Source organism: Parabacteroides goldsteinii (assembly GCF_020091425.1).
GTDB classification, from domain to species: Bacteria; Bacteroidota; Bacteroidia; order Bacteroidales; family Tannerellaceae; genus Parabacteroides; species Parabacteroides goldsteinii.
The window spans coordinates 2,058,213-2,083,380 of record NZ_CP081906.1 but is presented as its reverse complement, the minus strand read 5'-3'; the positions used below and the strand labels follow the sequence as shown (position 1 = coordinate 2,083,380).

Annotated in this window: 28 protein-coding genes; 24 read left to right on the top strand and 4 right to left on the bottom strand. The window is 49.8% G+C overall.

The genetic code is table 11. The annotated features are described in order from the left end of the window. Window positions 1–80: 80 nt before the first annotated feature. The gene (locus K6V26_RS09745) at window positions 81–305 is read right to left on the bottom strand and encodes a hypothetical protein (protein WP_224265239.1); all 225 of its coding nucleotides are present in this window, start codon (window positions 303–305) and stop codon (window positions 81–83) included. Window positions 306–1,203: 898 nt separating this feature from the next. Between K6V26_RS09745 and K6V26_RS09740 the strand changes: the two genes are divergently transcribed. The 20 genes from K6V26_RS09740 to K6V26_RS09635 all read left to right on the top strand — a co-directional run bounded on the left by K6V26_RS09740 (window position 1,204) and on the right by K6V26_RS09635 (window position 19,218). Continuing rightward, entirely contained in the window at window positions 1,204–1,587 is a 384-nt protein-coding gene (locus K6V26_RS09740) for a plasmid mobilization protein (protein WP_224265828.1), read from the top strand. Between the two features lie 79 nt (window positions 1,588–1,666). Then, on the top strand, window positions 1,667–3,220 hold the full coding sequence (locus tag K6V26_RS09735) for a relaxase/mobilization nuclease domain-containing protein (protein WP_224265238.1): 1,554 nt from the start codon (window positions 1,667–1,669) through the stop codon (window positions 3,218–3,220). 161 nt (window positions 3,221–3,381) lie between these two features. After that, the gene (locus K6V26_RS09730; RefSeq protein ID WP_224265237.1) at window positions 3,382–4,164 is read left to right on the top strand and encodes a ParA family protein; all 783 of its coding nucleotides are present in this window, start codon (window positions 3,382–3,384) and stop codon (window positions 4,162–4,164) included. Between the two features lie 12 nt (window positions 4,165–4,176). Next, window positions 4,177–4,590 carry a hypothetical protein gene (locus tag K6V26_RS09725; protein ID WP_224265236.1) on the top strand — a complete coding sequence of 138 codons (414 nt, stop codon included), beginning with the start codon at window positions 4,177–4,179 and terminating at the stop codon, window positions 4,588–4,590. Beyond that, entirely contained in the window at window positions 4,577–5,164 is a 588-nt protein-coding gene (locus K6V26_RS09720; RefSeq protein WP_224265235.1) for a MarR family transcriptional regulator, read from the top strand. Before K6V26_RS09725 ends, K6V26_RS09720 begins: the two co-directional genes overlap by 14 nt. A 7-nt stretch (window positions 5,165–5,171) precedes the next feature. Next, window positions 5,172–5,573: a hypothetical protein gene (locus tag K6V26_RS09715; protein WP_224265234.1), complete on the top strand. Its 402-nt coding sequence runs from the start codon at window positions 5,172–5,174 to the stop codon at window positions 5,571–5,573. 105 nt (window positions 5,574–5,678) lie between these two features. Continuing rightward, the gene (locus K6V26_RS09710; RefSeq protein ID WP_224265233.1) at window positions 5,679–6,041 is read left to right on the top strand and encodes a DUF4134 domain-containing protein; all 363 of its coding nucleotides are present in this window, start codon (window positions 5,679–5,681) and stop codon (window positions 6,039–6,041) included. A 28-nt stretch (window positions 6,042–6,069) separates the two neighbouring features. Next, window positions 6,070–6,354 carry a DUF4133 domain-containing protein gene (locus K6V26_RS09705; RefSeq protein ID WP_224265232.1) on the top strand — a complete coding sequence of 95 codons (285 nt, stop codon included), beginning with the start codon at window positions 6,070–6,072 and terminating at the stop codon, window positions 6,352–6,354. Between the two features lie 26 nt (window positions 6,355–6,380). Beyond that, window positions 6,381–9,230 carry a TraG family conjugative transposon ATPase gene (locus K6V26_RS09690; protein ID WP_317197530.1) on the top strand — a complete coding sequence of 950 codons (2,850 nt, stop codon included), beginning with the start codon at window positions 6,381–6,383 and terminating at the stop codon, window positions 9,228–9,230. Between the two features lie 11 nt (window positions 9,231–9,241). Beyond that, window positions 9,242–9,955 (top strand): hypothetical protein, encoded by a 714-nt coding sequence (locus K6V26_RS09685; RefSeq protein ID WP_394373149.1) that lies wholly within the window; start codon window positions 9,242–9,244, stop codon window positions 9,953–9,955. Window positions 9,956–9,966: 11 nt separating this feature from the next. Further along, entirely contained in the window at window positions 9,967–10,659 is a 693-nt protein-coding gene (locus K6V26_RS09680) for a hypothetical protein (protein WP_224265227.1), read from the top strand. A gap of 25 nt (window positions 10,660–10,684) precedes the next feature. Next, on the top strand, window positions 10,685–11,332 hold the full coding sequence (locus K6V26_RS09675; RefSeq protein ID WP_394373148.1) for a DUF5045 domain-containing protein: 648 nt from the start codon (window positions 10,685–10,687) through the stop codon (window positions 11,330–11,332). Between the two features lie 22 nt (window positions 11,333–11,354). After that, window positions 11,355–12,464 (top strand): hypothetical protein, encoded by a 1,110-nt coding sequence (locus K6V26_RS09670; RefSeq protein ID WP_224265225.1) that lies wholly within the window; start codon window positions 11,355–11,357, stop codon window positions 12,462–12,464. 19 nt (window positions 12,465–12,483) lie between these two features. Beyond that, window positions 12,484–13,080 (top strand): conjugative transposon protein TraK, encoded by a 597-nt coding sequence (gene traK, locus K6V26_RS09665; protein WP_224265224.1) that lies wholly within the window; start codon window positions 12,484–12,486, stop codon window positions 13,078–13,080. Window positions 13,081–13,092: 12 nt separating this feature from the next. Next, window positions 13,093–13,584, top strand: a complete 492-nt coding sequence (locus tag K6V26_RS09660; protein ID WP_224265223.1) for a hypothetical protein — start codon at window positions 13,093–13,095, stop codon at window positions 13,582–13,584. Then, window positions 13,577–14,767, top strand: coding sequence for a conjugative transposon protein TraM (gene traM, locus K6V26_RS09655; protein ID WP_224265222.1), 1,191 nt, complete (start codon window positions 13,577–13,579; stop codon window positions 14,765–14,767). Before K6V26_RS09660 ends, traM begins: the two co-directional genes overlap by 8 nt. Before the next feature lie 33 nt (window positions 14,768–14,800). Further along, window positions 14,801–15,688, top strand: coding sequence for a conjugative transposon protein TraN (traN, locus tag K6V26_RS09650; protein ID WP_224265221.1), 888 nt, complete (start codon window positions 14,801–14,803; stop codon window positions 15,686–15,688). Next, window positions 15,685–16,158: a hypothetical protein gene (locus tag K6V26_RS09645; RefSeq protein WP_224265220.1), complete on the top strand. Its 474-nt coding sequence runs from the start codon at window positions 15,685–15,687 to the stop codon at window positions 16,156–16,158. The genes traN and K6V26_RS09645 overlap by 4 nt, the downstream gene beginning before the upstream one ends. Before the next feature lie 48 nt (window positions 16,159–16,206). Continuing rightward, the gene (locus tag K6V26_RS09640; RefSeq protein WP_224265219.1) at window positions 16,207–18,516 is read left to right on the top strand and encodes a type IV secretory system conjugative DNA transfer family protein; all 2,310 of its coding nucleotides are present in this window, start codon (window positions 16,207–16,209) and stop codon (window positions 18,514–18,516) included. 12 nt (window positions 18,517–18,528) lie between these two features. Further along, window positions 18,529–19,218 carry a TraX family protein gene (locus K6V26_RS09635; protein ID WP_224265827.1) on the top strand — a complete coding sequence of 230 codons (690 nt, stop codon included), beginning with the start codon at window positions 18,529–18,531 and terminating at the stop codon, window positions 19,216–19,218. 2 nt (window positions 19,219–19,220) lie between these two features. On the opposite strand, the gene K6V26_RS09630 is transcribed toward K6V26_RS09635, so the two are convergent. The 3 genes from K6V26_RS09630 to K6V26_RS09620 form a co-directional block, all read right to left on the bottom strand. Beyond that, the gene (locus tag K6V26_RS09630) at window positions 19,221–20,018 is read right to left on the bottom strand and encodes an arginase family protein (RefSeq protein ID WP_224265218.1); all 798 of its coding nucleotides are present in this window, start codon (window positions 20,016–20,018) and stop codon (window positions 19,221–19,223) included. 90 nt (window positions 20,019–20,108) lie between these two features. Continuing rightward, window positions 20,109–20,537, bottom strand: coding sequence for an Hsp20/alpha crystallin family protein (locus K6V26_RS09625; RefSeq protein ID WP_224265826.1), 429 nt, complete (start codon window positions 20,535–20,537; stop codon window positions 20,109–20,111). A gap of 236 nt (window positions 20,538–20,773) precedes the next feature. Next, window positions 20,774–21,430 (bottom strand): glucosaminidase domain-containing protein, encoded by a 657-nt coding sequence (locus K6V26_RS09620; protein ID WP_224265217.1) that lies wholly within the window; start codon window positions 21,428–21,430, stop codon window positions 20,774–20,776. Window positions 21,431–21,514: 84 nt separating this feature from the next. Here K6V26_RS09620 and K6V26_RS09615 point away from each other — a divergent pair, with 84 nt between their 5' ends. From K6V26_RS09615 to K6V26_RS09600, 4 genes are read left to right on the top strand one after another with little or no spacing between them, the layout of a single operon-like run. After that, window positions 21,515–22,300, top strand: a complete 786-nt coding sequence (locus K6V26_RS09615; protein ID WP_224265216.1) for a DUF4099 domain-containing protein — start codon at window positions 21,515–21,517, stop codon at window positions 22,298–22,300. Between the two features lie 12 nt (window positions 22,301–22,312). Then, window positions 22,313–23,572 (top strand): MutS N-terminal domain-containing protein, encoded by a 1,260-nt coding sequence (locus K6V26_RS09610; protein ID WP_224265215.1) that lies wholly within the window; start codon window positions 22,313–22,315, stop codon window positions 23,570–23,572. Between the two features lie 48 nt (window positions 23,573–23,620). After that, window positions 23,621–23,848, top strand: a complete 228-nt coding sequence (locus tag K6V26_RS09605) for a hypothetical protein (protein WP_224265214.1) — start codon at window positions 23,621–23,623, stop codon at window positions 23,846–23,848. Continuing rightward, on the top strand, window positions 23,832–25,157 hold the full coding sequence (locus K6V26_RS09600) for an ArdC family protein (RefSeq protein WP_224265213.1): 1,326 nt from the start codon (window positions 23,832–23,834) through the stop codon (window positions 25,155–25,157). Before K6V26_RS09605 ends, K6V26_RS09600 begins: the two co-directional genes overlap by 17 nt. Window positions 25,158–25,168: the final 11 nt, after the last annotated feature.

Below are 25,168 nucleotides of genomic sequence, written 5' to 3'. Positions count from 1 at the left end.
GAATCTACCCCTTAACCAAAGGGAAATTTAGCAGCTTTCCCCATAGCCGTATCAGTCATTATTTGATTGGTACGGCTTTTTCAATACCTACCTCTATCGGTTTGATTCCGGTCGGCAGTAATGTTCCCTACTATCACGGCAGCGAGCAAGACCAGTCCCTTCCACAAAAGGACAAACGATTTCTTGATAATCCAGATAGCAGTTCTGAACACGTTGACAATAAGAAAACGCGCAAACCTAAGTAGCAGGACGAACAAGAACACCACCGGTAGCAAGTATATCAGGAATAGTAATTCAAATAACATAACTCTCAATTTTAGTGTAATAATGTAGCCTATAAGAGGCTGTTTCTATATGTAAATATAGTGAAAATCAGCAATATAACAAAGAAATATTGTTACTTTTTTGGCGTTTCAAGATACTTTTTCCCTTTGGTTTCAAACACTTAGACTATGTTGTACTATGGCTTTCCCATACTTTGATATTTATGATAAAGCACCTTTCCAGCCAAAATATCAGTTACTCTGAATACATAGGTAGGAATACTCTCTTTCCCTTTTGTCTTGGTAAGCGATGTTTTCTTACCACGCTATTCCTGAATGATGAACATTGGGTTAATCCTATCATTTTTCTATGAGAACTTGAAAACAAGTGCATTGAGCATTACATCATCAGATACTGAAAGACATAGACCTCTTGGTTCGATGGTAATGCTACCTTTGGATTATGTTATTCGGTTTTGCTGATTTCAAGTAACCATGGTTACACGATACCATAGTTATTGATAATCTCCTATTCAAGATTCCGGACTATCGGCATAGGTCCTCCTTTTGGTTACAGTAACCACGGTATCTTAATTACACCTCATCAAGGCACTTCGCATTATGGAAAACAAGCCATCCTATATCCTTGCTTATAGGGTTAAAGTAACCTTGGTTAGAGAATATCGTCTTCAAAAAATTCTGTTGCGCATTTCTTTCCGGGCGAAGTTTCAGCGGTAATTTTGTCGTAAAAAAGAACCTTGGAGGACATTGAACTGCGTTGCAGGATTTGTCAAGCAAGTTGTACCCTTGTCATTACAAAACGATGTTTCGTACTGCCGAGGGTGACTTGCCGTCTGCTCCGCATCGGGGCGATTTTATCGCTGTTTCGCCTTGCGAAAAGGTGTCCGGGAAACCTAAACAACCAAGTAACGAATGTACGATGAATCAAAGAACCAGACATTTCCAGTTGCGGCTTACCCCGGAGGAAGCGCACCAGTTAAGGGAGAAATCCAAGTCTTATAGCTCCGTGAGCCATTATATCCGTTCCGCTGTGGCTGAGTATTCCGACATCAACGCCAAACAGAGGCTCGCACTCATCAACGAACTCGGTACGTTTTACCGGAAGTTCCAGAACGAACTGTCCTGGGCTGGCGGCAACCTGAACCAGTTGGTCAAAAGAGCCAACGAACTCTCGGTAGCCGGGTTGCTCAGTCAAGCCTACCTTCAGGAAGTCCTGTTGCCCGTCATCACGGAAACACAAAAAACATTGAACGAGATAAAACGGGAACTGTATGCCGTAACTAAAAAAGCCACCAAACTTTAGGCTTCCGGTTACTTAAACCGTGATACTCCGGTTCGTAGAGATTCAAGAGAAAGGAATAACTTTTTCAAACGACTGCAAGATGATAGCAACCATATTACCCGGCAGCACGAACTTCCATGCTGTCGGTTACAATGAACGCAAGGTCGCGAAAGGCACGGCACGACTGCTTGAGATAAAAAACTTCGGGACACTCGGGACATTCGGTAAGCCCACCCCGGATGAACTGGTCAGTTACCTCATGGAATACACCTCCCGGAATGACCGGATTCAAAAAGCGCAGTTCCATGTCGCCTTCTCCTGCAAGGGTCACGAAATGTCTGAGAGCGAAGTGCTGGAGTTCGCCCACCAATACCTCAAAGAAATGGGCTACATGGAAGAAGGGCAACCGCTGCTTGCCTATTCCCATTACGACACCGACAACACCCACGTCCATATCGTCACCTCGCGCATCGCCCCGGACGGCAGGAAGATAGAACACGACAACGAGCGGAGGCGTTCGCAGGAAGTGATTGACCGTATTCTCGGCAACGACCGGAAGCAGAAAGCCCGGAAAGGCGTGGATGCCGCCAAGGAGTACACTTTTTCTTCCTTCGCCCAATTCAAGTCCGTCATGCTTTCCATGGGCTACGAGATTTACCAAAAGGACAGCACTGTTTTCGTCAAGCATGGTGACAAGGTACAGCAACGCCTTCCGCTTGCGGAGATTGAAGCCCTGTATAAGCCAGGCAACCGCAGCCGTGAACGTTGCCGCCAACTGAGGAGCGTCCTCAAAAAGTACCGGGATGTAAGCTCCAACAAGAAAGAGCTGCAAAAGGAACTGAAAGAGAAGTTCGGCATCGACCTCGTTTTCTTCGGCAGAAAGGATTCGCACTACGGCTACATGATAGTTGACCATGCGAACAAGACCGTCATCAACGGGGCAAGGGTACTGGCCGTTGACGAACTGCTGGACTTCGCTACCCCGGAGCAACGCTTCGACCGCATAGAGGACTTCATCGACAAGCTGTTTACCCTCAATCCCAAGATAACCCAGACGGACATCCACGAGAAACTGCGGAAGCAACACGCCTATATAAAGAAAGGTGTCATCTACTTTAACGGGGAGGCACGACCGCTGAAACCTTACATGGCGGAAGCGATTGACCGGAACAACCGCATCGCATGGGTGGAACGTTTCCAGCCAACCAACGAAGCGGAAAGAGACCTCCTTTGCAAAATCTTCAAAGTGAACATACTGGAACTGGTTTCCCTCCAGCCGGAAAGGACTCAGTCCTATACCGATGCCGTCACCCACTTGCATGAAATCTTCAATGACGGGAACAACACCCATGTAAGAAGCAGTTTGAAAGAAGAAGGCTTCACCATCCGTCAAGAAGCGGATGCCATTTACGCCCTCAACTTCCACAGCCATATTCTTATTAATCTGACAGAAGAAGGATTTGACTTGAACCGTCTGAAACCACAGCGACCGAGTGAAGTCAAGCGACCGCTGCAGCCAACGGACAACCATATTTCCCACCTTATCAAGTTACGTGACAGCAAAGACGGAAGCCGTAGCGAGAAACGGGAATGGGAAGTCGGTCAGAAGGGCAGCTATGACGAGGTGGATGACGGCCGTTCCATGAAGAGGTAGGACTTCCTGCCGTAACCTTTCCGGGCACTATGAACCCGGATAACCCGGAACATTGCATCGGAATCCCCCGGTTCTCCGAACCCGGAGCGCAAAAGTGTTGCGCATTTCGTTCCTCCGGTCTCACCCGAATAATTTTGCCCGAAAATTAAAAACGAAACGGCATGATACAAACTCCGGTCATAGTGACATTCGCCAACCAGAAAGGAGGCGTGGGCAAGACCACCCTCTGCGTCACCTTCGCCAACTACCTGGTGACGATGGGTGTCCGTGTCATCGTGGTCGATTGTGACTTCCAGCACTCCATCGTCAAGTGCCGCAAGGCGGACATCAAGAAATACGGCGAGCAGCATATGCTCTATGAAGTGGTCGCCTGTGAAGCCACCGACAAGGAGGGCATGACCTCCCTCATGGAAAAGCTCCACAACGATCCGAGCATAGACGTGGTGCTGATGGATTCCCCCGGCAGTCTGAAAGCGGGCGGGCTGGTGCCGATGTTCGTCAACTCGGACATCATCGTAGTGCCGTTCCATTATGATTTGGTGACAGTCCCTTCCACCGCCAGTTTCCTCATGTTCATAGACCGGCTGCGTAAAGCCGTGGACGGACGGATGAAAGCCCAGCTCTTCATCATCCCCAACCTTTGTGATGGCAGGGTCGGCAAACGTTCCGAACTTCTGGTATGGGAAAATACGAGGGAGACCTTTTCCAACTACGGCTACGTCACCGCCAAGATGCCCAAACGCGCGGACATGGAGCGTTTCAGCACGATGGCCGCACTGGATATGCAAGGCAGCATCGTTTCCCCCGTATTCAGTAAAATCTATGCCGCCATCTTCGACACGGAAATCCCGATACGCAAGACGGTACTGACAGGCATTCAACGGATGGAGAATTTGAACCCGAGGCAAGGGCATAAAGAAGAAACCGATAATCAAAATGAATAATAACATTGAGCAATGAAGAAAGACATTCCTGAAATAGACGACCTCATAGCAGGCATCAATGACCCCGATGTAGCCTTGGGTGCAATTCCTCAAACGACAGGGGAAGCCCCTTCTTTGGTTATGGCACCGGCAGAAGAACCGCTCCATGAAACCTGCAACGACCAATGTTGGCAAGACTTCCTTTCCTTCTTGGATGTGGAGGAACCGGCAACGGACAAGAGCGGCCGCCTTGTCTGCAAGTTAGACCGTGACCTTGCAGACTCTCTGGACGATTGCGACATCTGCAACCGCAGCCGTTCCGACCTTGTGAACGCCATTGTAAGGGCGTTCTTCACAACCTACCTTGCCAGACTCGCCAAATACCGCCGGGAGAAGAAATCATTGTTCACGAACTTCAAGGAGGAACCATACGATGGGAAAGACTAAATGGAATGACCATATGGTAGCTGTCCTGTGCGAACTCTACCCGGTGGAGACAACATTCTACACCGCCCAAGTGCTGGGCATGAGTGAGACGGCAGTCAAGAACAAGGCGAAGGAACTGGGCATCGTCAAATTCGCCAAGTCCCTCCGGATGAAACGCACCGCACATATCGGCAGCCATTTCCATACCTGTTCCTTTTCCGAAATGGGAAAAGAATTAGGGATAAGCAAGACGAGCGTCAGCCGCATTGCCGGACAGTTGGGACTCAAACGCTCCCGAACGGAACGGCACGACATTACTTCCCGTGTCCGTAGCGACATGATACACCGTGAACGCCGCCGGGTCATATTCGGACTGGAGCCTGTCACCCGGATAAAGGTGGTCTCCAACCGGGCAAGGGTCAGGCTTCGCTCACAACTGAAACGAAAAGGCTATACCGTAGGTGGTGAACGCAACACCCTCTATTATGCGGAAGGATTCAAGCGTAGTGAAAGGCAAGAGATGCGCGGCATCAAACTGGGGCTCAAATTCCTTCCCCTTTCAACGAACGTAATGACAGTATCAACCATTATATAAAGACATCATGCAATACGGACAGATTGTATTCCTGCTTTTCATCGCATTTCTGTTTTACTATGCGGTCCTAATAGTGCTTGACATCCAAAAGGCGAAGATGGCACAGGCTGCCGAACAGGAGAACCATTCTGAAGAAGAGATAGACATATCGGATGAAGCGCGAAGTTTCAAGCCCGTCAGGATTGAGCGTGAAGAGCCACCAAAGCAACAAGCGGAAGATAAACCGGAATCCGATAATGAAGGCAAGAGTGATCCCCCTGAAAAGCCATATCATCATTCCGGCTACCGTGAAGCCATTATGACTGACGGTATTCTGGTGGACAACCTTATAGAGGAAATCAACCGCATGACGGAGACAGGCACAAGCGACCTTGGTGTGGTAATATTCAATTGTGAAAATGCGAAGTAGCCTGATGCCCTACATGATATATAGGGCGCAAAGCCCTCCCGTTCCCTTGGCGACACCTGTTCCTTTGGCGATGTAATTGTGTAAAACTAAAAAACATTTTATCAGATGAGAAGTATCAAATCATTTATCCGATGTGCGGTAAACCGCATCAAGGAAACCGTTCCATCGGTTAGCCGCAAAGTGGCGGTAGCCGTTGGCACATTCACATTCGCCGTGGCGGACGCGATGGCAAGCAGCAAGGGGGCGGCTGGCTTTACCAAGGCCACGCAGGAAATCAGCTCGTATGAGACACCCGTTTCCAACCTCATGAAAGCCATCGCGGCCGTCATCGTTCTGGTCGGCGCTTTCAATGTTTATTTCAAGATGCAAAACGGCGACCAGGATGTAAAAAAGACCATCATGCTGACCATCGGAGGTTGTGTCGCGTTCATTGCCCTCTCCGAAGCGTTGCCGTTATTCTTCAAATAATCATTGTGTCACCCAATAAGCAAGAGAGATGAATCCGGAAGGTTATCCTGTTTTCAAGGGGCTCCAAAAGCCGTTGGAGTTCATGGGCATACGGGGACGTTTTTTGACACTGGCGGCGGTAGCCATCGGCGTGTCGTTCGTCGGCTTTATCGTGTTTTCCATCGCATTGGGGAAACTTGCCGGGTTCATCGCCATGCTGGTGATGGTTATGGCCGGACTGGTCACCATCTACATCAAGCAGCGTGGCGGGCTCCACAACAAGCGGAGGAACAAGGGTATCTTTGTTTATAAGAGCTTGCGTAAGAAATCCTGATTACAAGAACAACTAACAATAACAAAATGGCACATATCAAGAAGAAAGCGTTTGACGGGCTGTATGCGGGGCTGGAAGAGACGGACGGTAATGTCGTCCTCTTTTCAGCGAAAGGCGAGCCTTCCGTCATCTTTGAAATGACCAACCCCGTGCAGCAACTTTGTACGGATGCGGAGCGGTACCTGCACTTTCAAGATGTGCTTTCCAACGTGGCGCAGACCCTTGGCGAGGGCTATGCCCTGCAAAAGCAGGACATCTTCTGCAAACAGGCCTACCACCATGAAGTGCCGGACGGTGCGGAGTTCCTGACCCGGAGCTATTTCAACTATTTTGAAGGAAGGGAATTTACGGAGATACGCACCTGCCTCGTTGTCACACAAGAAGTGCAGCATAGCCAGTTCGTGCAGTACGACCCCAAGAAATGGATGGAGTTCCATTCCAAAATATCCAAGGTGGACGACATTCTTACCGAACGGAACATCCGCCACCGCAAACTCACCAAGGGAGAGGTCGAGGAGTATTGCCACCGCTTCATGGCGTTCCAATTCCGTCACGGCCCTTTCTCCATGACCAACTTCAAGGCATCAGACGAATACCTGAAAACAGGCAACCGTGTCATCCGTTCCTTCCCTTTGGTTGACATTGACGAGATCAGCCTTCCGTCCGTGGTAAAACCCTACACGCGGACGAACATCAACGGCTACCCCATCGCCACCGACCTGTTCTCCTTCCTGACAAGCATACCGTTTGCCGACTGCGTGGTCTATAACCAGGTGATACAAATACCCGGCCAGCGCAAGCTGTTACGCAAGTTGCAGGCCAAAGCCAAGCGTCACGCCTCCATGCCCGACCCGAGCAACAAGATTGCCAAGGCGGACATCGAGGAAGTGCTGAACCGGCTGGCGGTTGACAGCACCCTTTTGGTAAACAGCAACTTCAACATATTGGTTAGCTGCCCGACGGACAGGGTGACCCCGGTGATGTCCTACATAGAGACCAAGCTCTACGAGTGCGGCATCATGCCGTCAAAGACAGCCTACAACCAACTGGAATTGTTCACGGACAGCTTTCCCGGCAATGCCTACGCCTTCAATCCCGATTATGACCTTTTCCTTACGCTCTCCGATGCCGCCCTGTGTCTTTTCTTCAAGGAACACCTGAAAGGTTCGGAAGAGACACCCCTGACGACCTATTACACCGACCGTCAAGGATTGCCGATATGTATTGACATCACGGGTAAGGAAGGCAAAGTCAAGATGACCGACAACGCCAATTTTTTTTGTATCGGGCCAAGCGGAAGCGGCAAGAGCTTCCACATGAATACGGTCGTGAGGCAGCTTTTGGAACAGGACACCGATGTGGTCATGGTTGATACCGGAGATTCCTATGAAGGCATCTGCGGCTATTATAAAGGCACTTACATATCCTATTCCAAGGAGAAACCCATTTCCATGAACCCTTTCAAGGTGACTGAAGAAGAGTATGCCCAGAACTTCGGGGAGAAGAAGAATTTCTTGAAATCGTTGGTATTCCTGATTTTCAAAGGGAACAGCATACCTTCCAAAATCGAGGATATGCTTATCAACCAGACCATCGTGGAATACTACGAAGCCTACTTCCATCCCTTTGAGAACTTTACCGACAAGGAACGGGAAGGGTTACGGCAAAAACTGTTGGTAGCCGCCCGGATGGAGTGCGACCATGAGAAGTATGACCACGAAATGGAGGACATCGACAGGTTGATAAACGAACAAGAACCGCCGGAAAAGTCCGAAAAGCCGGAAAGCCGTGCGCTGATGCTGCCCTCGGAAGCCCGCCGCCATAAACTCCTGCGCCAGTGCCGTTCCTTGAACGCGCTCGCCCATGATGCGGCTGCCTCCCCATCCGAAAGGGAACGTTCCTTGCGGATTATGAAGAAGTTCAAGCTGGAATTGTACGAGAACTCCATGCTGGCCAAGATAGACCGGCAGATAGACCATCTGGAAGTTCAGAAGCGGAAGCTCAAAGTGAGTGAACTCTCCTTTAATTCCTATTATGAGTTCGCCTTGCAGCGCATCCCCCAAATCACGTCGCTGGAGAAAATCAGTTTTCCCATCCGCGACTTCGCCGCCATCCTGAAACAGTTCTACCGGGGCGGTGAGCTGGAAATGACACTCAATTCCGATTTGGACGCCAACCTCTTCGATGAGCGGTTCATCGTCTTTGAAATTGACAAAATTAAGGATGACCCCGTGCTTTTCCCCATTGTGGTACTGATTATCATGGACGTGTTCCTGCAGAAGATGCGCATTAAGAAGGGGCGCAAGGCGCTGATAATCGAAGAGGCGTGGAAAGCCATCGCTTCACCCACCATGGCGGAGTACATCAAGTATTTATACAAGACGGTGAGAAAGTTCCACGGCATAGCCGGAGTGGTCACCCAGGAACTGAATGACGTGATAGATTCGCCCATCGTGAAAGAGGCCATCATCAACAATTCCGATGTGAAGATACTGCTTGACCAGACCAAGTTCAAGGACAGGTACGAGGAAATCGCCGCCATCTTGGGACTGACGCAGGTGCAACGTCAGCAGATTTTCACCATCAACGCCCTGAACAACCATGAAGGACGCAGCTATTTCAAGGAGGTCTGGATATGCCGGGGCACGCACTCGGATGTGTATGGCGTGGAGGAAGCCCCGGAATGTTACTGGGCGTACACCACGGAACGCACCGAGAAGGAAGCCCTGAAAATCTATCTCCGGCAATACGGCACGATGCAGGAGGCGATTACCCGTATCGAAGCCGACAGAAAAGAGGATGGCGGATTGAAGTATCTCGAATTTGCCCGGAAAGTCAACCAACAACAAAAAGTCATGTCGTTATGGAAAAGGTAAGCATCAAATTCATGCTGGTGGCATTTATGGTAATGGCCGCCACTAATCAATCATTTGCAATCTGGCAGGTCGTGACAGACCCGCATTGCCTGAAAGCCGTCACCACCAACCTCGCCACCCAAAAAGCGATTGAGGGACAGCACAACCACCGTTTGGACTCCATCGCTTCCAAGAAGAAAAAGCTGGAACTATATACCGTGAGCATGGCGACCATCAAGGAACTCTACAAGCTGACATTGGAAAACGTGAAAGGTTTCGGGACGGAGAGCAAGTACTATGTCGAGATAGGCCGTTGCGCCTACGACATTATCAGGGATGTGCCTGAACTGGTCCAGACGGTGAACAGAGCCAAGTTCAGCAACAAACTGTCATGTCTGAACGAACTGGGCAACCTTGTGGTGGAGACCCAACAACTGGTGGGCGACTTCGTGAACATCGTGAACAACGCCAAGATAGGCAATCCGCTTAAAGGACAGGGAACAGCCAAGAAGCAGGGTGACGGCCACAACATGCTTGACCGTTACGAAAGGCTGACGGTTGCCAACCGCATCTATACGGACTTGATGAACATCCGCTACAAGGTGGAGGGCATGATGCTGATGGCGCAATATGCCACCCTGAACGACCTCTTCTTTGCCATAGACCCGGAAGGCTGGGCAAACGTGGTGACAATGAAGAACCAAGTGGATGGACTGGTACGTGATTGGAACGGATTGAAATCTTAAAATTATATGCCATGAAGTATCAGAGATTCAAACTCTTCATTCTCTCATTGGTAATCCTGCTGCCTGTCAGGACTTCCGCCATTGACATACCGAAAGACCTTCCGACCATAGAAGCCTTGATAGCCTTGCATAAGGCAATCAAGAAGGATGAAGACAAGGCGTTACAGCGTGTAGCCGCGAGTTTCGGAGAACAGTCGTTCATTACCAAAGGGGCGGACAAGTTCAATGATGTCCGTACCACCCTTGACACAAGGCTTAACAACGCCCATTCCTATCTGGTATTGGCCGGAGCCATTTCCTCTACCGCCAATTCGCTCTATATGTTAGTGAAGGAGTACAAGGACTTTACAAGCAATACATTCAAGTACGTGTCGGGCAAACCCTTCGTGGCATGGTATTATACGGATGCGAATGTCGCCATATCGAGGGAAGTGAAGCATTGCTACAACCTCTATGCGGCAGTGGCGGCATCCGGCATCAACCTGATGAAAGCCTCCATGGACGAGAAACTGGATTTGGTGTTTTCACTCAAAACTTCCATCGACCGTGCCCGGCACATCATAGACAACGCGAACCTCTATTGCTTCTTGGTGACGGATTGCGGCTGGAAGCCTGACTATATCTGGGAGATACTGAACTCGGAAGTCAAGGATGCGATAGCGGAAAAGGTAATCAATAAATGGAACAAAGGATATGAAATGTAGAAAGACAATGATAGGACTCTTTGCCATGCTGTGCTGTTTTCCTCTTGTTGGAAACGCCCAACGGGTAAGACATGACAAGCAGAAAGAGAAACAATGGCAGTCGATGGAAAACGGCCCTTGGGACTTTGCTCCGGATTGGTACTACTACTTCCTGCACAGGAGATACTCCGGTGCTGAAATGTATTGGAAGTGGGCAGGTCTCAAGTCCGGCTGGCGGGTCAGGTTCAAGGAACCGAAATCCAACATCAAGCGCATCATGCCGGTGCGTGTCCTTTCGGAAGAGACCCAACGGCAGAAGGTGGATAAGGTCGAGAGTGAACGCAAGTATGTCGAGGAACTGTACAAGGAGGAACTGCTTCGGGAAGCCGACCGTTCGGTGGATTTGACCTACGCCTCCTACAAGGACGAGTTCAACCGGATGCAGGACTGCATCACGGACGGTCTGCTCTACTGTATGCAGAAAAGCGGCGGCAAGCTTAAATACCAGGTGGATGAACTGGGACGTCAGAACGAACTGCTCTGTTCCGACATCGCCTATATCCACAAGACGGGTGTCGGCTACGAACTGGAGAATGCCAAACGCAGGCAAGCTTACGAGGATGCCAAGGTGAAAATGGCGGAACTGGTTAACCGTACCGCCCATCTGTGCGCTATGGCAGCTACACATTATTGACAATCTTTTAATTTTCAATAACATGAACATACTTTTTATTCCCCTGACTATCGGTCTGCCTGCCATCGACGACAGCCTTGACAAGCTGCTTGTCGCCATGGAAACCTTCCCGAATGTGGCGGTGCTGGGTGACGCGGTTTCCATGGCACGTGTCATCGGGCTTTGCCTTGCCCTTTGTGTCGGTTCTTACGAGTGTTGGATGATGATGCTCGGACGGCGCGGCATGGATGTCATGAAACTGCTGCGTATTGTCGGTATCTCCATGTGCATCTCCTTCTCTTCATGGATTTGTTCCGCCCTGCAAGTGCCGGGCAAGGAACTGGAAGCCGCCACCAAAGCGATGGCACATTCCAAGAACAGGGAGGTTGCCGCTTTCGAGTTGAAAGTGGCACAGAAACAGAGCGAGTATTTGGACCGTCTGCGGGCGGTGCAGGATTCCATAGCCACGGCAAAACAGGTCGCCGCCATCGGCGAGGATGCCAACTGGTGGGACAAGCTCATCTATAACGTGGAGAACTTGGGCACTACCATCAACAACTACGCCCAACGCGCGGCGGTCGCCACCGAGACCAAAGTCAGCGAGTGGATAAACGATGTCATCCGCTTTGTCGGGGAACTGATATTCCAGATGTCCTATTACGGCATCCTTGTGGCACAGCGTATCTTCATGGCCATCATGCTGATATTCTGCCCGATCATGTTCGCCCTGTCGCTTGCCCCGCCTTGGAGTTCGGCATGGAGCCAGTGGATGTCGAAGTTCCTGTCCCTTTCGCTGTGGGGATTCGTGACCTATATGTGCCTGTACTACATTGACTTCATTTTGCTCTATAACTTGCAGCAGGACATGATTGCCTACGACCACCTGTTGCACGGTTCGCTCAACTCCTGGTCACAGATTGGCGCACTCGGCCTGCAGGGCATCGGTTCCAACTGCATGTATGCCATGGGAATGTTGGTGGGTGCCTACATCATCCGCTTTGTCCCCGAAGTGGCATCTTGGCTGATACCGGGCGGAGTAAGTTCGGGAGCGGGTTCTGCCGCAGGTGCGACCGCCGTAGGCATTACGGCGACAGCCGGGGCTGTAGCCGGAAATACGGTGACGGGTGGAGCCAAAGCAATGATGCCATCATAAACTTAAAAACATAACAGATATGCTTATACAATCATTAGAACAGAAAACAAGACTCGCCATGATGACGGTTATCGCAGCGATAAGCGGTTCAGTTGTCATCTGCGGGTTCACCGTATGGTGTTGCGTGGCACTGGTGACCAAGGAACGGGAACAGATATATATCCTTGACGGTGACATCCCGTTTTTGGCACAGCGTGCCCAACTGGAAGCCAATTTCACGATGGAGGCGAAAGCGCATATCCAGCTCTTTCATCAGTATTTTTTCAACTTGCCGCCTGATAACGACTATATCAAGTGGACGGTCGGCAAGGCGATGTACATGGCGGACGGGACGGCGCTCAAGCAGAAACAGGCGTTGGACGAGAACGGATTTTATTCCGACATCATATCCTCGTCGGCGGTCTGTACCATCCTATGCGACTCCATCAACTTTGACGAGCATGAACGCAAGTTCACCTATTACGGCACGCAGCTTATCAAGCGGCGTACACGGGACATGAAACGCTCGATGGTCACGACCGGCTTTATCGAGAATGTGCCAAGGACACGCAACAATCCTCACGGGTTGATGATTACAGGCTGGAGAACCATAGAGAACAAGGATTTGGATTATTAACGTGCAAGAAATATGAAATCAATCAAGAGGAAATTACAGGACAGCCGCCGGCAGACCCATCAGGCGTTTGCGGATTGGCTGCGTCCCAAGATGGCGGCAATCGGCATCCGGTGGAGGTTGACCGCACGAATCAGGTTGGCAAACGCATGGGCTTCCAAGCATCCGAAGCGTGTTTTCGCTTATGTGACAGGTACATTATTTCTTTTGCTTATAGGATCTATCCTTTCCGGTGGCAGAGAAACGGAAGAGCCGGATGTAGGAACCATTGCCGGAATGGGACCGATGTTCAACGGATTCCATACCATTCAGGCGAACAAGGAAAGGCACTGCACTACGCTGATGGAACTGGTCACGGACGGCCTGTCTATCCGTGAAGAACTGGATTCGCTGATAGCCGTACCCCATAAGACACACGGGGATTCCATCCGAATCATCAAGCGGTACAAGCAACTGGAGCATATTGTCAAATCATTGAATAACAACGAGGAAAAGAACCATGATTAAAGTAAATTTCAAACAGCCCAAGTATATCTTTCCGCTGGTCATCTTCGTACCGCTTTGCGCCTTGATATACTTTGTGATGCAGACCTTCGGGGTTGGCGATGATGAGAAACAGGAAGTCGCTACCGACCGCATCAATATGGAACTGCCGGAAGCCCGGGCGGAAGAAGCCGGTGACAAGATGTATGAAATGTCCCGGCGCTTCGGTGACGAGGATGCCTTTACCGCCGTCGGCTCCCTTGGCGAAGAGAAGATGGAAAACGAAGAATTGGAGCACGGCTATTCGGAGGAGGAACTGAACCGTCTTGACGCGGCCGAGGCGGAACGCATCCGGCAACAGCGAGAAATGGAAGAGCTGGAACGCTCGCTTGCTGAATCACGTAAACACATCAATGTTTACGCATACGGTGACAATCCGGCAAATAACGGTAACGGCTATTCTTCTCAGGATGATTTCGCCCGTGACCTGGAAGAGATACAGCGACGCAGTTATGAACGGCAGAAAGCTATCGAAAGCGGATTGGGTATCAGCCGGGAGGATGCGGAAGAGGCAGTACGCCGACAACGTGCGGATTCCATCGCACGGGTACGGGAGGAAGAAAAGGAACGTAACCGCCCGAATCTGGTCATCAAGTCATCCGATACCAACGCTGACAAGTTCCACACGGTGGAAACGGAAAGTGGTGCGGCGGATGCCACGCTTATCCGCGCGATGATTGACCAGACCACCAAGGCAAAGGAAGGTACCCGGCTACGCTTCAAGCTGCTTGATGATGTGACGGTAGGCGGGACAAAGCTCAAAAAGGGCACCTACCTGTACGGGACGGTGACGGGGTTCGGGCAGCAGCGGGTACGTGCGGCCATCACCAGCATCTTGGTCGGCGGCAAGTTCATCAAGGTCAACCTGTCCGTGTTCGACAATGACGGCATGGAGGGGTTCTATGTGCCGGAATCCGCATTCCGTGACTTTATGAAAGACGCGAGTGCCAGCACGGTGCAACAGAACATCAGCTTTGAATCGGACGGCTACGGGTCGGGGATTTCCGGGGAGGCGGTCGCCCTGCAAGCCTTGCAGAATATGTACAACTCCGCTACGTCGGCACTCTCTTCCAACATCCGGAAGAACAAGGCGAAAATCAAGTATAACACCATTGTCTATCTGATAAATTCGGATGAAGCAAGGTAAAAACAGAAAATCAACAATAAAACGATCTTGAAAATGAAAACAAAGATTCTTTCAATCATCCTTTTTATCTTCTGCTTGGCAGTGAATGTTTCTGCCAACGAGAAGATACGGGTCAATCATGAAGTGACCACCCACATCGTCATGCCGGAGAATATCAAGTTAGTGGATATTTCCACCACGAAGATTATCGGCAACCAGTGTGCTGACAACATAGTCCGTATCAAGCCCTTTATGGAGAGCGATTCCATCCATTCAGACGGCTATAATGAGGATGAACTGTTGGGTACGGTGACGTTGATTGGGGAACGCCACATCGCCCAGTATGACATCGTATATACTGAATCGCCACGGTATGCCGCTTCCATTTACCATGTCTCCTACCAACATGCGGAATCCTACATCAACCCCGAAGTCTCCATGCCTATGTCGGAAATGGCACGGTACGCCTGGGCGGTCTATGGCAGCAACCGTAAGTACAACCAGGTGGTGTCAAGGATGCATGGTATGAAAGCCGTGGTTAATAACATCTATTCCATCGGGGACTATTTCTTTATTGACTACTCGCTGGAGAACAAGACGAAGATTGCCTACGACATCGAGGAACTACGCGTCAAGTTGACCGACAAGAAGGAAGCTAAAGCGACCAATTCACAGACCATTGAGTTGACACCGGTCTATTCGCTCAACCTTGCCAAGAAGTTCAAGAAGCATTACCGCAATGTGCTGGTACTGCCCAAGCTGACCTTCCCGGACGAGAAGGTGCTCCGACTTGAAATCTCCGAGAACCAAATCAGCGGACGGTTAATCACGCTGGCCATCGAATACGAGGATATCCTCCATGCGGACGGCTTTGATTCGGACATCTTGAAAGGGACATCCTATTATCCTCATTATTACATCAATTATATTCCGAAGCCATGAAAAAGTTTTTGTTTATCCTATTGTGTGCGTTTGCTTCGATAGACGCATCCGCACAGGACAGTAAGCTGACGCTGAACGCCGGCTTTCTGTTTCCCTCCACGTTAAACGCCACGCTGGGTTACGAGCATCCGCTTTCTTACGGAAGCGCCGTGGAAGTATTCGGAGAGGTTGGCGACCACTGGCAGACACCGGTGAGTGACCGTTTTTGGAAAGGTTATTATTGGGACGTTGGTGTGTTGTACAAGCACCGCCTTGTCCGCTACAAGAACGGGATACTACGTTTCCGTTTCGGCCCACAATTCGGGGCTGTACAACGAAAGTTCTTTCTTGGAATGGAGGCAGGATTTGAATACAACTATGTGTTTCAGAACGGCTGGGAGTTCGCCTTTATCCAGAAGAACAACGTGAACTTCATTCATGGTGACACCTTCCGAAACGGGTTGCTGATAGGTGTAAAGATTCCATTCTAAGGACATTCAAACAGTATTCAAACGAAGTTTAAACGAAAAAAGTAGCGTATGGCATTTGAAGAGACAAGGGAACAGCAGCAGATGTATAACTATTTCCGTAGTTGCATTTACATTTTCCTCATATTGGAAATCGTGATGAATTTGCCGATTACGGCGGATAACCGGGTAACGCAGTTTGTCCTTGACCTGCTTGGACGGTTCAAGGTGTTCAATTCCGTTTCCGGCTGCAAGGTGGCGGAGCTGGTCTGCATCTGTATCGTCTGTATCGGGACAAAGGCGAAGAAGGCATTGAAGTTCAATGTGAAGACGATGGTTATCTATCCTGTATTGGCAGGACTGACCCTTGTTGGCTTGTGCTTCCTCTTCCACGGAATGGACTTCGGTATGAGCTGGATGGGATTCCCGGCGAACAGGATCCTGTATGCTGTCTGTTCGGTGGTGGGCACCATGTTGGTGCATCAGGGATTGGACGGCATCGCCAAGTATTACAATTACAAGGTGGGCGATGACCGTTTCAATTTCGAGAACGAGTCCTTCCAACAGTCGGAAGTGCTTGCCAATAATGACTATTCGGTGAACATACCGATGATATACTATTGGAAGCGGAAGATGCACAAGGGTTGGATCAACATCATCAACCCGTTCCGTGGCACTATCGTACTCGGTACACCGGGTTCAGGTAAGTCTTTCGGTATCATTGACCCTTTCATCCGGCAGCACGCGGCAAAGGGTTTTGCCATGATGGTGTACGATTTCAAGTACCCGACGCTTGCCAAGACGCTATTCTATCAGTTTTGCAAGAATCGTAAGGCCGGTAGGTTACCACAAAACTGTAGCTTCCGTACTATCAACTTTACGGATGTGGAGTATTCAGACCGTATCAATCCTATCCAACGGAAGTATATCCCGGATTTGGCGGCGGCATCGGAAACTGCCGCTACCTTGCTGGCATCCTTGAATAAAGGAGGTGGCGAAAAGAAAGGCGGCTCGGAAGCGTTCTTCACCAATTCGGCGGAGAACTTTCTTGCGGCAATCATCTACTTCTTTGTCAATTTCCACCCGGTCGGGTTCAGGAACGGGAAGAAGCTGAAACGTTACATATCACTGGAGGGAAAGAAATTGGAGATTGTCATTCGGAACTGGGATGACTTCAATGCCATAGACGAGAAGGGGAATGTAGTACTGGACTTCGTGGATGAGAACGGGAATGATGTATCTACGGACGAGGACAGGATGTTTGTGGACCTGAACGGCTTTTGCTATACGGACAGAACCGGGAAGAAGATACGGATTGAACGCTGCTGGTATGAGGACGAGATGGGCAACGAGGTAGAGCCGGACACTGTTACCGGGGAGTATTCCGATATGCCCCATGTGCTTTCCTTCTTAGGCAGGTCTTACGACCAGGTGTTCAACATCCTGATGCAGGATGATAAGATTGCCTCACTGATGGCTCCGTTCAAGAGTGCTTTTGAAAACAAGGCGAATGACCAGTTGGAAGGCATGGTGGGTACGCTTCGTGTCAATGCGGCACGGCTGGTTTCCCCTGAAGCCTATTGGGTGTTCACCGGGGACGACTTCGACCTGAAGATTTCCGACAAAGACCATCCGAGTTATCTGGTCATCGCCAATGACCCGGAGAAGGAACAGGTCATCGGTTCGCTGAACGCTTTGGTGTTGAACCGGTTGATTACAAGAGTGAACTCCAAGGGGAATATCCCGGTAAGCATCATCGTGGACGAGTTGCCTACCTTGTACTTCCACAAAATAGACCGGCTGATTGGTACGGCACGAAGCAACAAGGTCGCCGTGACGTTGGGCTTTCAGGAACTTCCCCAGTTGGAAGCGGACTATGGCAAGGTGGGCATGCAGAAGATTATAACTACTTGCGGTAACATCTTCATGGGAGCGGCACGTAACAAGGAGACCTTGGAGTGGGCACAGAATGACGTGTTCGGCAAGGCGAAACAGACCTCACGCTCCATTTCCATCAACGACCAAAAGGTATCTACCACAATCTCCGAGAAGATGGATTACCTTGTTCCGGCTGCCAAGATAGCGGATATGGCTACGGGGTGGCTGGCGGGTCAGGCGGCACGTGATTTTACCGCTACCGATGACAAGATGCTGGACCGCTTCGACATCGAGCAGTCGGAGGAGTTCAAGACCACGAAGTATTTCTGCAAGACCCACTTCGACATGAAGAAGATTAAGAAGGAGGAAGAGCACTATGTAGCCCTGCCCAAAATCTATGAGTTCAAGAATGACCGGGAGAAGGAAATCATGCTGAACCGCAACTTCAAAAGGGTCAACCAGGAGGTGGAGGATATGGTGAAGGAATTGCTTGGAATATCTTAAAAACGCAAGATGATGAACATGCTGGATTCTGCGAATAAAGCAGGGCATTCATTTCTCGGATTAAGCGGCAGCGCATTGAAAGTCATTGCTCTTGTTTCGATGCTGACTGACCATTCGGCTTACTACCTGTTGGAACACGAAACAACCTTGTATGAGGCGATGCGCAGCTTCGGGCGTATCGCCTTCCCGGTGTTCGCTTTCCTGATAGCGGAGGGATTTTCGCATACCCGGAACAGGTTGCGCTACTTTCTGACACTGCTCGGTTTTGCGGTTGCCAGTGAAGTGCCGTGGCTTTTATTGAATGGAGCGGATGGGACGCATAATGTGATGTTCACGCTGGCTTTAGGTGTGGGAGCACTGGCTATCTTTGAGAAGTACCATCAGAGGAAATTTGTTTGCTTCTGCATGATAGCTTTGATTGCCATATTCGCTACATGCTTGGGGACAGACTATGAATGGAGGGGAATCTCGCTGATAGTGATATGCTACATGATGCGAGAGCATCGGCCACTCTTGTTGCTGTTTATGCTTCCATTGATGATATACTACGGCATAGTCGGGGCTATAATGGCGGCAATCGTGTTATCGCTATATGATGGAACGAGGGGATTCATACAAGGAAGTACGGCCAAGTATGGATTTTATGCTTTCTATCCGGTGCATCTGTTCTTATTGGGATATTTTTCGCTCCCTACATATTGATGTTATCTTTCGGGAACGTCTCTGTTTATGGTTTTTACCAAATGCAGAAGAGATTTGTTTACGTTCTCATCAATGGCAGCCTCCCTCCTGTCTTCCGCCATATCGGAATCGGGTATGAACTCGCCACAAATATCCATACCTAAAACAGGATGGTGCAGCAGGATGATATAAAGCAGCTTTTCAAGCTCTTTCAAACTCATGGAGCCTTGATCCCAGTTGGTGACAGCATACTCGGGAGAAAGGACATCCTTGTCAATCGATATATATACCGGTTCGGAAAGAAGCTCTTGGGAAAATCTTTTCCAACTTTCTTCGTGGTCAAGGTCATTGTCACTGTAGAAGTGCACCCTCCCTTCATATCCGTGAGGTACGGAACGGATAAGCTCATCGGATGCGCCGGCTATGACTACCTTACGGCAATTCGGATTGCTTTCCAGGACATCTTTCACCCAACTGCCGCACGAAAGGATATGCTCAAAGAGCGGAGGTTGCATATCCGGGTGATGGTCGAACACCACCAAGGCAAATGGCTCACGGATTCTGTCCGTCCAGAACTTCGTCACATAATGGTAGTTGCCCGAATCAATGAAATGGATGCCGCCTACGGGACAACGGGCAATGATTCCCGTTAAGGCTTCTTTCCCTTCATTGTCGCAATAGCAGTCCGTCCCTGATAGATGGCGGCAGTCTATCCATTTGAATCGGCCGTCACGGGGGAGATTTTCCATGTCGTAGGCTCCGGAAAAGTCCATGACAACCACATCTTCCGACAATAGCCCGTTCCTTTTATCTTCTTTCATAAGCATACCGAGTAATGGGTGAGGTAGTTATATAAAAAAACAAGGAACTGATCCGCTACGACCCGTTCCTTGTCCATCCTCCTGAGAAACTTATTTGATTTCTATTACTTTGCACTCTTTCGCTTTCTCCTCCTGAGTCTTCTTGGGCAAATCAATCGTCAGCACGCCATCGTTGACGGAAGCGTTGATATGTTCTTTCTCGACATCATCGGGCAAAACCAGTGTCTGCTGGAACTTGGAGTAAGAGAACTCGCGACGCAGATACTTGCTGTTGTCACTGCTCTTCGTTTCGTTTTTCTTTTCCATCGAAATCACAAGCTGGTTCTCATCGGCCAAGTGTACGCAGAAATCTTCTTTGGTCATACCCGGAGCGGCTACTTCCACTTTGTATTCCGTTTCGTTCTCGATGACATTGACGGCAGGCGTTGTAGCGTTCATCCTCGGCATCCAATCGTTGTCAAAGAAATCACTAAAGATACTCGGTAACCATTCTTGATTGTTTCTTCTAACTGGTGTCATAATCATAATCTCCTATAATTAAGTTGTTTAATTCTTATCTGATTGCTTTCGCAATTCACCGGATATCCTGCAAAAGCTGTGCCCATCCGCCGATTGGCAAAGATGCAGAACCGTGTTTAACCTGCGTTGCACATTCCGGTGCCCGATTTAAACTTGTGCAAACATTGATGTTGCCAAAACGCCATTACGTTTGACAGAAAGTCATCAAAACAGTCTTAATGGCAGGCGGATTCCTGTTAGCAAAAGTCGGAATCTGATATGTCTCTTTCTCTTAGTTGTTTGAGTACACGAATGACAGACCGTATATATTCGGGGTCTTCCGCATACCCGATATCCCTTAGCCACAGCAGATAGTTCCCTCCCTTGTACTTGTACTGCACTTTGGTATAATACGCCCGGACACTTTCCGTCCAGTGTTCAAACTCGTAATACTTTCCCGTCCGTGGATTGGTCAACCCGAACAGGTTGTGCTTGTTACGACAAACCGGGGAACGGAACCAGCCGGTTTCAAGTATGGCTTGCGCCAATACCACTTTCGGATATAGGATGCCGTTTCGCCTTATCTCTTCGTATAGGTTTGGAATGGTCAGCACAGGAAGATTATTCATTCCCCCTTCATAGTTTCTGCTTTCCATCTTTAGGGACGTGTTATTGTCACTATTTCGGACTTTTAGACTATTGTGAATCTGTTTTTTAGGCAAGACTGAGAATGAGTCTTTTGTAACTTCCGTTATCGTGTCAATCTCTGTTCTCTCCTTATTATCAGCAGGAACAGCCGTTTCCTTCACCTGGGTCGGCTTGATTCCCGATTCTCTGGTAATCGTGTAGAACTGGGCCGAAACCCTGACAGTCCCGAAAACCATCATGAATATCATCAGAATAGTGTTGCGCATTTCCGTATTTAGATATCTGTGGGAATAATTTTGTGTCTGACAAAGCGGTCATTGCCGCAAAATTATCACAATCAATAATCCCGAATGGAAATGAACAACAGAAATCAAACAGAATGGTTGCCTTACGAGAAGCTGGCAGTATTGGGCATCGACCGTGAAAAAGCCGACAGCCTGCCGCAAGAAGTAAAGGAGAAGCTGGCCTCCGGCGAGGTGACACCCCTCATGCAGGTGTCAATCAGTGCCCGAAACGGTGACTTGATCACGTTACCCCTCAAACTCCAGATGACTGCCGACAAGGACGGACATCCCGCACTCATGGCTTATCCGGTGAGGGCGGAACTGGAAACCGCACGGAACAAAGTCCTTCACCTGACCGAACAGGAAGCGGACAGGCTGAGAAAGGGCGAGGTGGTACAGAAAGCCGTAGATGTAAACGGGGAAAAGACCCGGCAATACCTGCAACTCGACCCCGAAACGCAATCGGTCATCCACCGCAGGGTGACGGACATCAAGCTGGAGCAGAAACTCAAAGACATGGAGAAAATCCACGACATCGAACTGGGTACGCAGCAGAAGCAGCAGGTACGTGACGGCAAGCCGGTGGAGCTTAATGTCGGTGGCGAGAAAGTTTCCGTCGGCATTGACCTGAAAGAACCGCAGGGCTTCAAGGTCATCAAAGGTGACATGAAGGAGTGGGAAACCCAGCAAAAAATCCGTTATGACAAGCAACATCCTGAATACCTCGGTCTGGTCATGACTGACAAGAACCGTTGGGAATACCAAAAGGTAGTGGATGCCCAATCCAAGGAACGGGCTTTTTCTCTTCACCCGCATCAGGAAGAGAGACGGACGAATGGACTGAAACTTTAAGCGCATCAGCTTATGACAAACAAGGAAGAAGCGGAAAACGGCAAAGGACTTTTAAAACAGTTCGATGACCTGAAAAAGAAACACCCGGACGCGATGCTTCTTTTCAGGCAGGGGGATTTCTATGAGATGTACAAGGAGGATGCGGTGAAAGCTGCCGTCCTACTCGGCATAGCTGTAGCGGACAAGATGCTTCCCGGTGAGAAAACGGACATGAAGATAGCCCGGTTTGCCCACCATGCGCTTGACACCTATCTCCCCAAACTTATCCGTTCTGGCGCAAGGGTCGCCATTTGCGACCGGCTTGAAACTCCCGAGCAGAAGAAATTGGAAAAGGAATCAACAAACCAATTAAACAACAAGGATATGGCAAAGAAGAGCAAGAAACAGGAAGAACCGGCTTCGGTGGCAAAGAATACCGCCGAAGAGAAACCTGCCAAGGAAAAGAATAACAAACGGAAAGCGGAAAACAAACAAGAACCCGATTCAAAGCAGGAAGCCAAGCAGGAACGCAAACCCCGTGAGCCGCAGATGGTGACCGCCAACGGCGAGAAAGTAACCCACGGTCATGCCTACCAGAGCAAGGCCAATCCCGGAGAATGGTACTTCACCGCCAGAGTGGACGGCAAGCAGCTCAAACCACAGCGGATGAAGGAAGCAGACCTCGCCGCCTTCCAAAAGAAGGAACTGGGTGTACAACAACTCATGGAACGCTACTATCCGACCAAACTGATGCCGAAAGTGGCGGAGGACGCTTACAAGTTTCCAAAGGAGATTGCCGGGCCGGAAGGCAACATCACCGTGAACAAGTTCAACGTCTATAAAGAGAAGGACGAACAACGTTCCGACTATGGCAAGTACAAGTTCTACGCGCAAATCGGTGACGCGAAAATGTCTGCCGTGGCATCCCGACAGGACTTGAACGCCTACTTCGACCGGGTAGTAACCCCCAACCAGTTGGTGGAAAGGAACTTCGGGGAACGCCTGCACCTGAAATCCGCCTACGAGAAATACCAGCTTCCGGAAGGGGTTGATTCCAAAGGTGTCCGTGTGGCGAAAGACCGTGCCGACAACAAGTGGAAGGTATCAGTCAACTTGGGTGACAAAGGGCAGACCACCAAGCATGAAATCTCGTTTGATGACGGCTATTCCCTCTTCAAGGTTAAGACGGCCACCCGTGAACAGATAGCCGCCAAATACCTGAACCCGGAGATTGCAAGTATGCTTGCCGCACCTGTGACTAAAGTTGAACAGGCGGCATCCATGAAAAGATAATGACAGTAACCAACAACAAGCAATAATAATCAATAACAAACAGACAATATGGCAACAAAAACATACGAGGAACTGGTGGAACAATTGCAAGACGGTAAAATCGGACACCTCCATTTTGTATTGCAGGGTGAGAACGCCCAGGACTTTTTGGACTGGTGCAGGTCGCATGGTATAGACCCCACGGACGAGTCGGCGGAGTTCTACATCGAGCAGACGGAAATCGGTATGATGGAACGTCAGGCTATAAATGACGAAGGTTATGGCGTATGGCACTAACTCCCCTTCAGGAACAGGCGGTCAGGCTGCACTTGACCGCTTTACAGAAATGATGATAGAACGGATGGAGCAGATGAAATCCTCCGATTGGAAGAAAGGCTGGATAGGCGGCGCGGGCTATGCCGGTCTTCCGCAGAATGTCGGGGGACGGAATTATTCCGGTTCCAACTCCTTCTTCCTGCAACTGCAAACGGCGGCAAAGGGCTATGAACTTCCTGTCTATCTTACCTTCAACCAGGCACACAACCTCAAAGCCCATGTACTGAGAGGCGAAAAGGCTTTCCCGGTCGTTTATTGGGACATGATGGTCAAGGACAAGGACGGCAAACGCATCAGCTCGGAGGAATACCGTGCCATGGGCAAGGAAGAGCGCAAAGGGCTGGAAGCCATCCCGTTCGTCAAGTCCTTTCCCGTATATAATGTGGCGCAGACCAATCTGTCGGAGGTACAGCCCGAACGGATGAAGAAACTGAAGGAGAAGTTCAAACTGCCGGAACTTCGTGACACGGAAGGGATGTACGCCCATCCCGCCCTCGACCGCATGATACGGACGCAGGGATGGCTCTGCCCGATAAAGGCGGACAAGCAGGAAGGAAGTGCCTATTATTCTCCCTCCCGTGACATCGTGGTACTGCCCATGAAGGCGCAGTTCAACATCGGAGGCACGCCGGAGGAAACCTACCGGGGCGGCATGGAGTTTTATTCCACCCTGCTGCATGAGATGACCCATTCAACGATGACTCCCGAAAGGCTCAACCGGGAAATGGGTGGCAGGTTCGGCGACCCGAAATATGCGAAGGAGGAACTGGTGGCTGAACTCACAGCCGCCATGATCAGCCATTCCATGGGGTTTGATTCCAAGATTACCGACAATTCCGCTGCCTATCTGGATTCCTGGATCGGAGTATTGAAGAAAGAACCGAAATTTATCGTTTCCATCATGGCAGAAGTGAACAAGGCATCCGATATGATACTGGACCACGTGGACAAACAGCGGTTGGCCCTCGGCGAGCAACCGTACCTTGCCAAGAACGACCCGTTCCTGCCATTGGATCCGAATGAGGAAGTTCCCTTCAAGAACGCCGCCATTGTCAAGACCCGTTCAGGCGACTACGCCATCCGTGCTTCTTACGATGGTGTGGAACTCGGTTTAAAGAAAGTCACGAAGGACACGGCAAGAACCTACTTTCAACTGACGGATATGAAGGACAAGAACGCGTTCCTGAACATGACCGCCCGCAAGACCTACGAACCGGAGCTTGCCATGATGCGGCATACCCGGACTGAAAACAGAGGCATCAGGATATAATTATGGAGGAT

Coding starts and splice junctions, on each gene's coding strand:
- K6V26_RS09705 (WP_224265232.1), top strand. CDS start 6,070: ATGAATCCGGAAGGTTATCCTGTTTTCAAGGGGCTCCAAAAGCCGTTG.
- K6V26_RS09670 (WP_224265225.1), top strand. CDS start 11,355: ATGAACATACTTTTTATTCCCCTGACTATCGGTCTGCCTGCCATCGAC.
- K6V26_RS09640 (WP_224265219.1), top strand. CDS start 16,207: ATGGCATTTGAAGAGACAAGGGAACAGCAGCAGATGTATAACTATTTC.
- K6V26_RS09725 (WP_224265236.1), top strand. CDS start 4,177: ATGAAGAAAGACATTCCTGAAATAGACGACCTCATAGCAGGCATCAAT.
- traN (WP_224265221.1), top strand. CDS start 14,801: ATGAAAACAAAGATTCTTTCAATCATCCTTTTTATCTTCTGCTTGGCA.
- K6V26_RS09625 (WP_224265826.1), bottom strand. CDS start 20,537: ATGACACCAGTTAGAAGAAACAATCAAGAATGGTTACCGAGTATCTTT.
- K6V26_RS09620 (WP_224265217.1), bottom strand. CDS start 21,430: ATGCGCAACACTATTCTGATGATATTCATGATGGTTTTCGGGACTGTC.
- K6V26_RS09745 (WP_224265239.1), bottom strand. CDS start 305: ATGTTATTTGAATTACTATTCCTGATATACTTGCTACCGGTGGTGTTC.
- K6V26_RS09690 (WP_317197530.1), top strand. CDS start 6,381: ATGGCACATATCAAGAAGAAAGCGTTTGACGGGCTGTATGCGGGGCTG.
- K6V26_RS09715 (WP_224265234.1), top strand. CDS start 5,172: ATGCAATACGGACAGATTGTATTCCTGCTTTTCATCGCATTTCTGTTT.
- K6V26_RS09645 (WP_224265220.1), top strand. CDS start 15,685: ATGAAAAAGTTTTTGTTTATCCTATTGTGTGCGTTTGCTTCGATAGAC.
- K6V26_RS09685 (WP_394373149.1), top strand. CDS start 9,242: ATGCTGGTGGCATTTATGGTAATGGCCGCCACTAATCAATCATTTGCA.
- K6V26_RS09735 (WP_224265238.1), top strand. CDS start 1,667: ATGATAGCAACCATATTACCCGGCAGCACGAACTTCCATGCTGTCGGT.
- K6V26_RS09610 (WP_224265215.1), top strand. CDS start 22,313: ATGACAAACAAGGAAGAAGCGGAAAACGGCAAAGGACTTTTAAAACAG.
- traM (WP_224265222.1), top strand. CDS start 13,577: ATGATTAAAGTAAATTTCAAACAGCCCAAGTATATCTTTCCGCTGGTC.
- K6V26_RS09680 (WP_224265227.1), top strand. CDS start 9,967: ATGAAGTATCAGAGATTCAAACTCTTCATTCTCTCATTGGTAATCCTG.
- K6V26_RS09740 (WP_224265828.1), top strand. CDS start 1,204: ATGAATCAAAGAACCAGACATTTCCAGTTGCGGCTTACCCCGGAGGAA.
- K6V26_RS09720 (WP_224265235.1), top strand. CDS start 4,577: ATGGGAAAGACTAAATGGAATGACCATATGGTAGCTGTCCTGTGCGAA.
- K6V26_RS09730 (WP_224265237.1), top strand. CDS start 3,382: ATGATACAAACTCCGGTCATAGTGACATTCGCCAACCAGAAAGGAGGC.
- K6V26_RS09615 (WP_224265216.1), top strand. CDS start 21,515: ATGGAAATGAACAACAGAAATCAAACAGAATGGTTGCCTTACGAGAAG.
- K6V26_RS09605 (WP_224265214.1), top strand. CDS start 23,621: ATGGCAACAAAAACATACGAGGAACTGGTGGAACAATTGCAAGACGGT.
- K6V26_RS09600 (WP_224265213.1), top strand. CDS start 23,832: ATGGCGTATGGCACTAACTCCCCTTCAGGAACAGGCGGTCAGGCTGCA.
- K6V26_RS09635 (WP_224265827.1), top strand. CDS start 18,529: ATGAACATGCTGGATTCTGCGAATAAAGCAGGGCATTCATTTCTCGGA.
- K6V26_RS09675 (WP_394373148.1), top strand. CDS start 10,685: ATGCTGTGCTGTTTTCCTCTTGTTGGAAACGCCCAACGGGTAAGACAT.
- K6V26_RS09630 (WP_224265218.1), bottom strand. CDS start 20,018: ATGAAAGAAGATAAAAGGAACGGGCTATTGTCGGAAGATGTGGTTGTC.
- K6V26_RS09660 (WP_224265223.1), top strand. CDS start 13,093: ATGAAATCAATCAAGAGGAAATTACAGGACAGCCGCCGGCAGACCCAT.
- traK (WP_224265224.1), top strand. CDS start 12,484: ATGCTTATACAATCATTAGAACAGAAAACAAGACTCGCCATGATGACG.
- K6V26_RS09710 (WP_224265233.1), top strand. CDS start 5,679: ATGAGAAGTATCAAATCATTTATCCGATGTGCGGTAAACCGCATCAAG.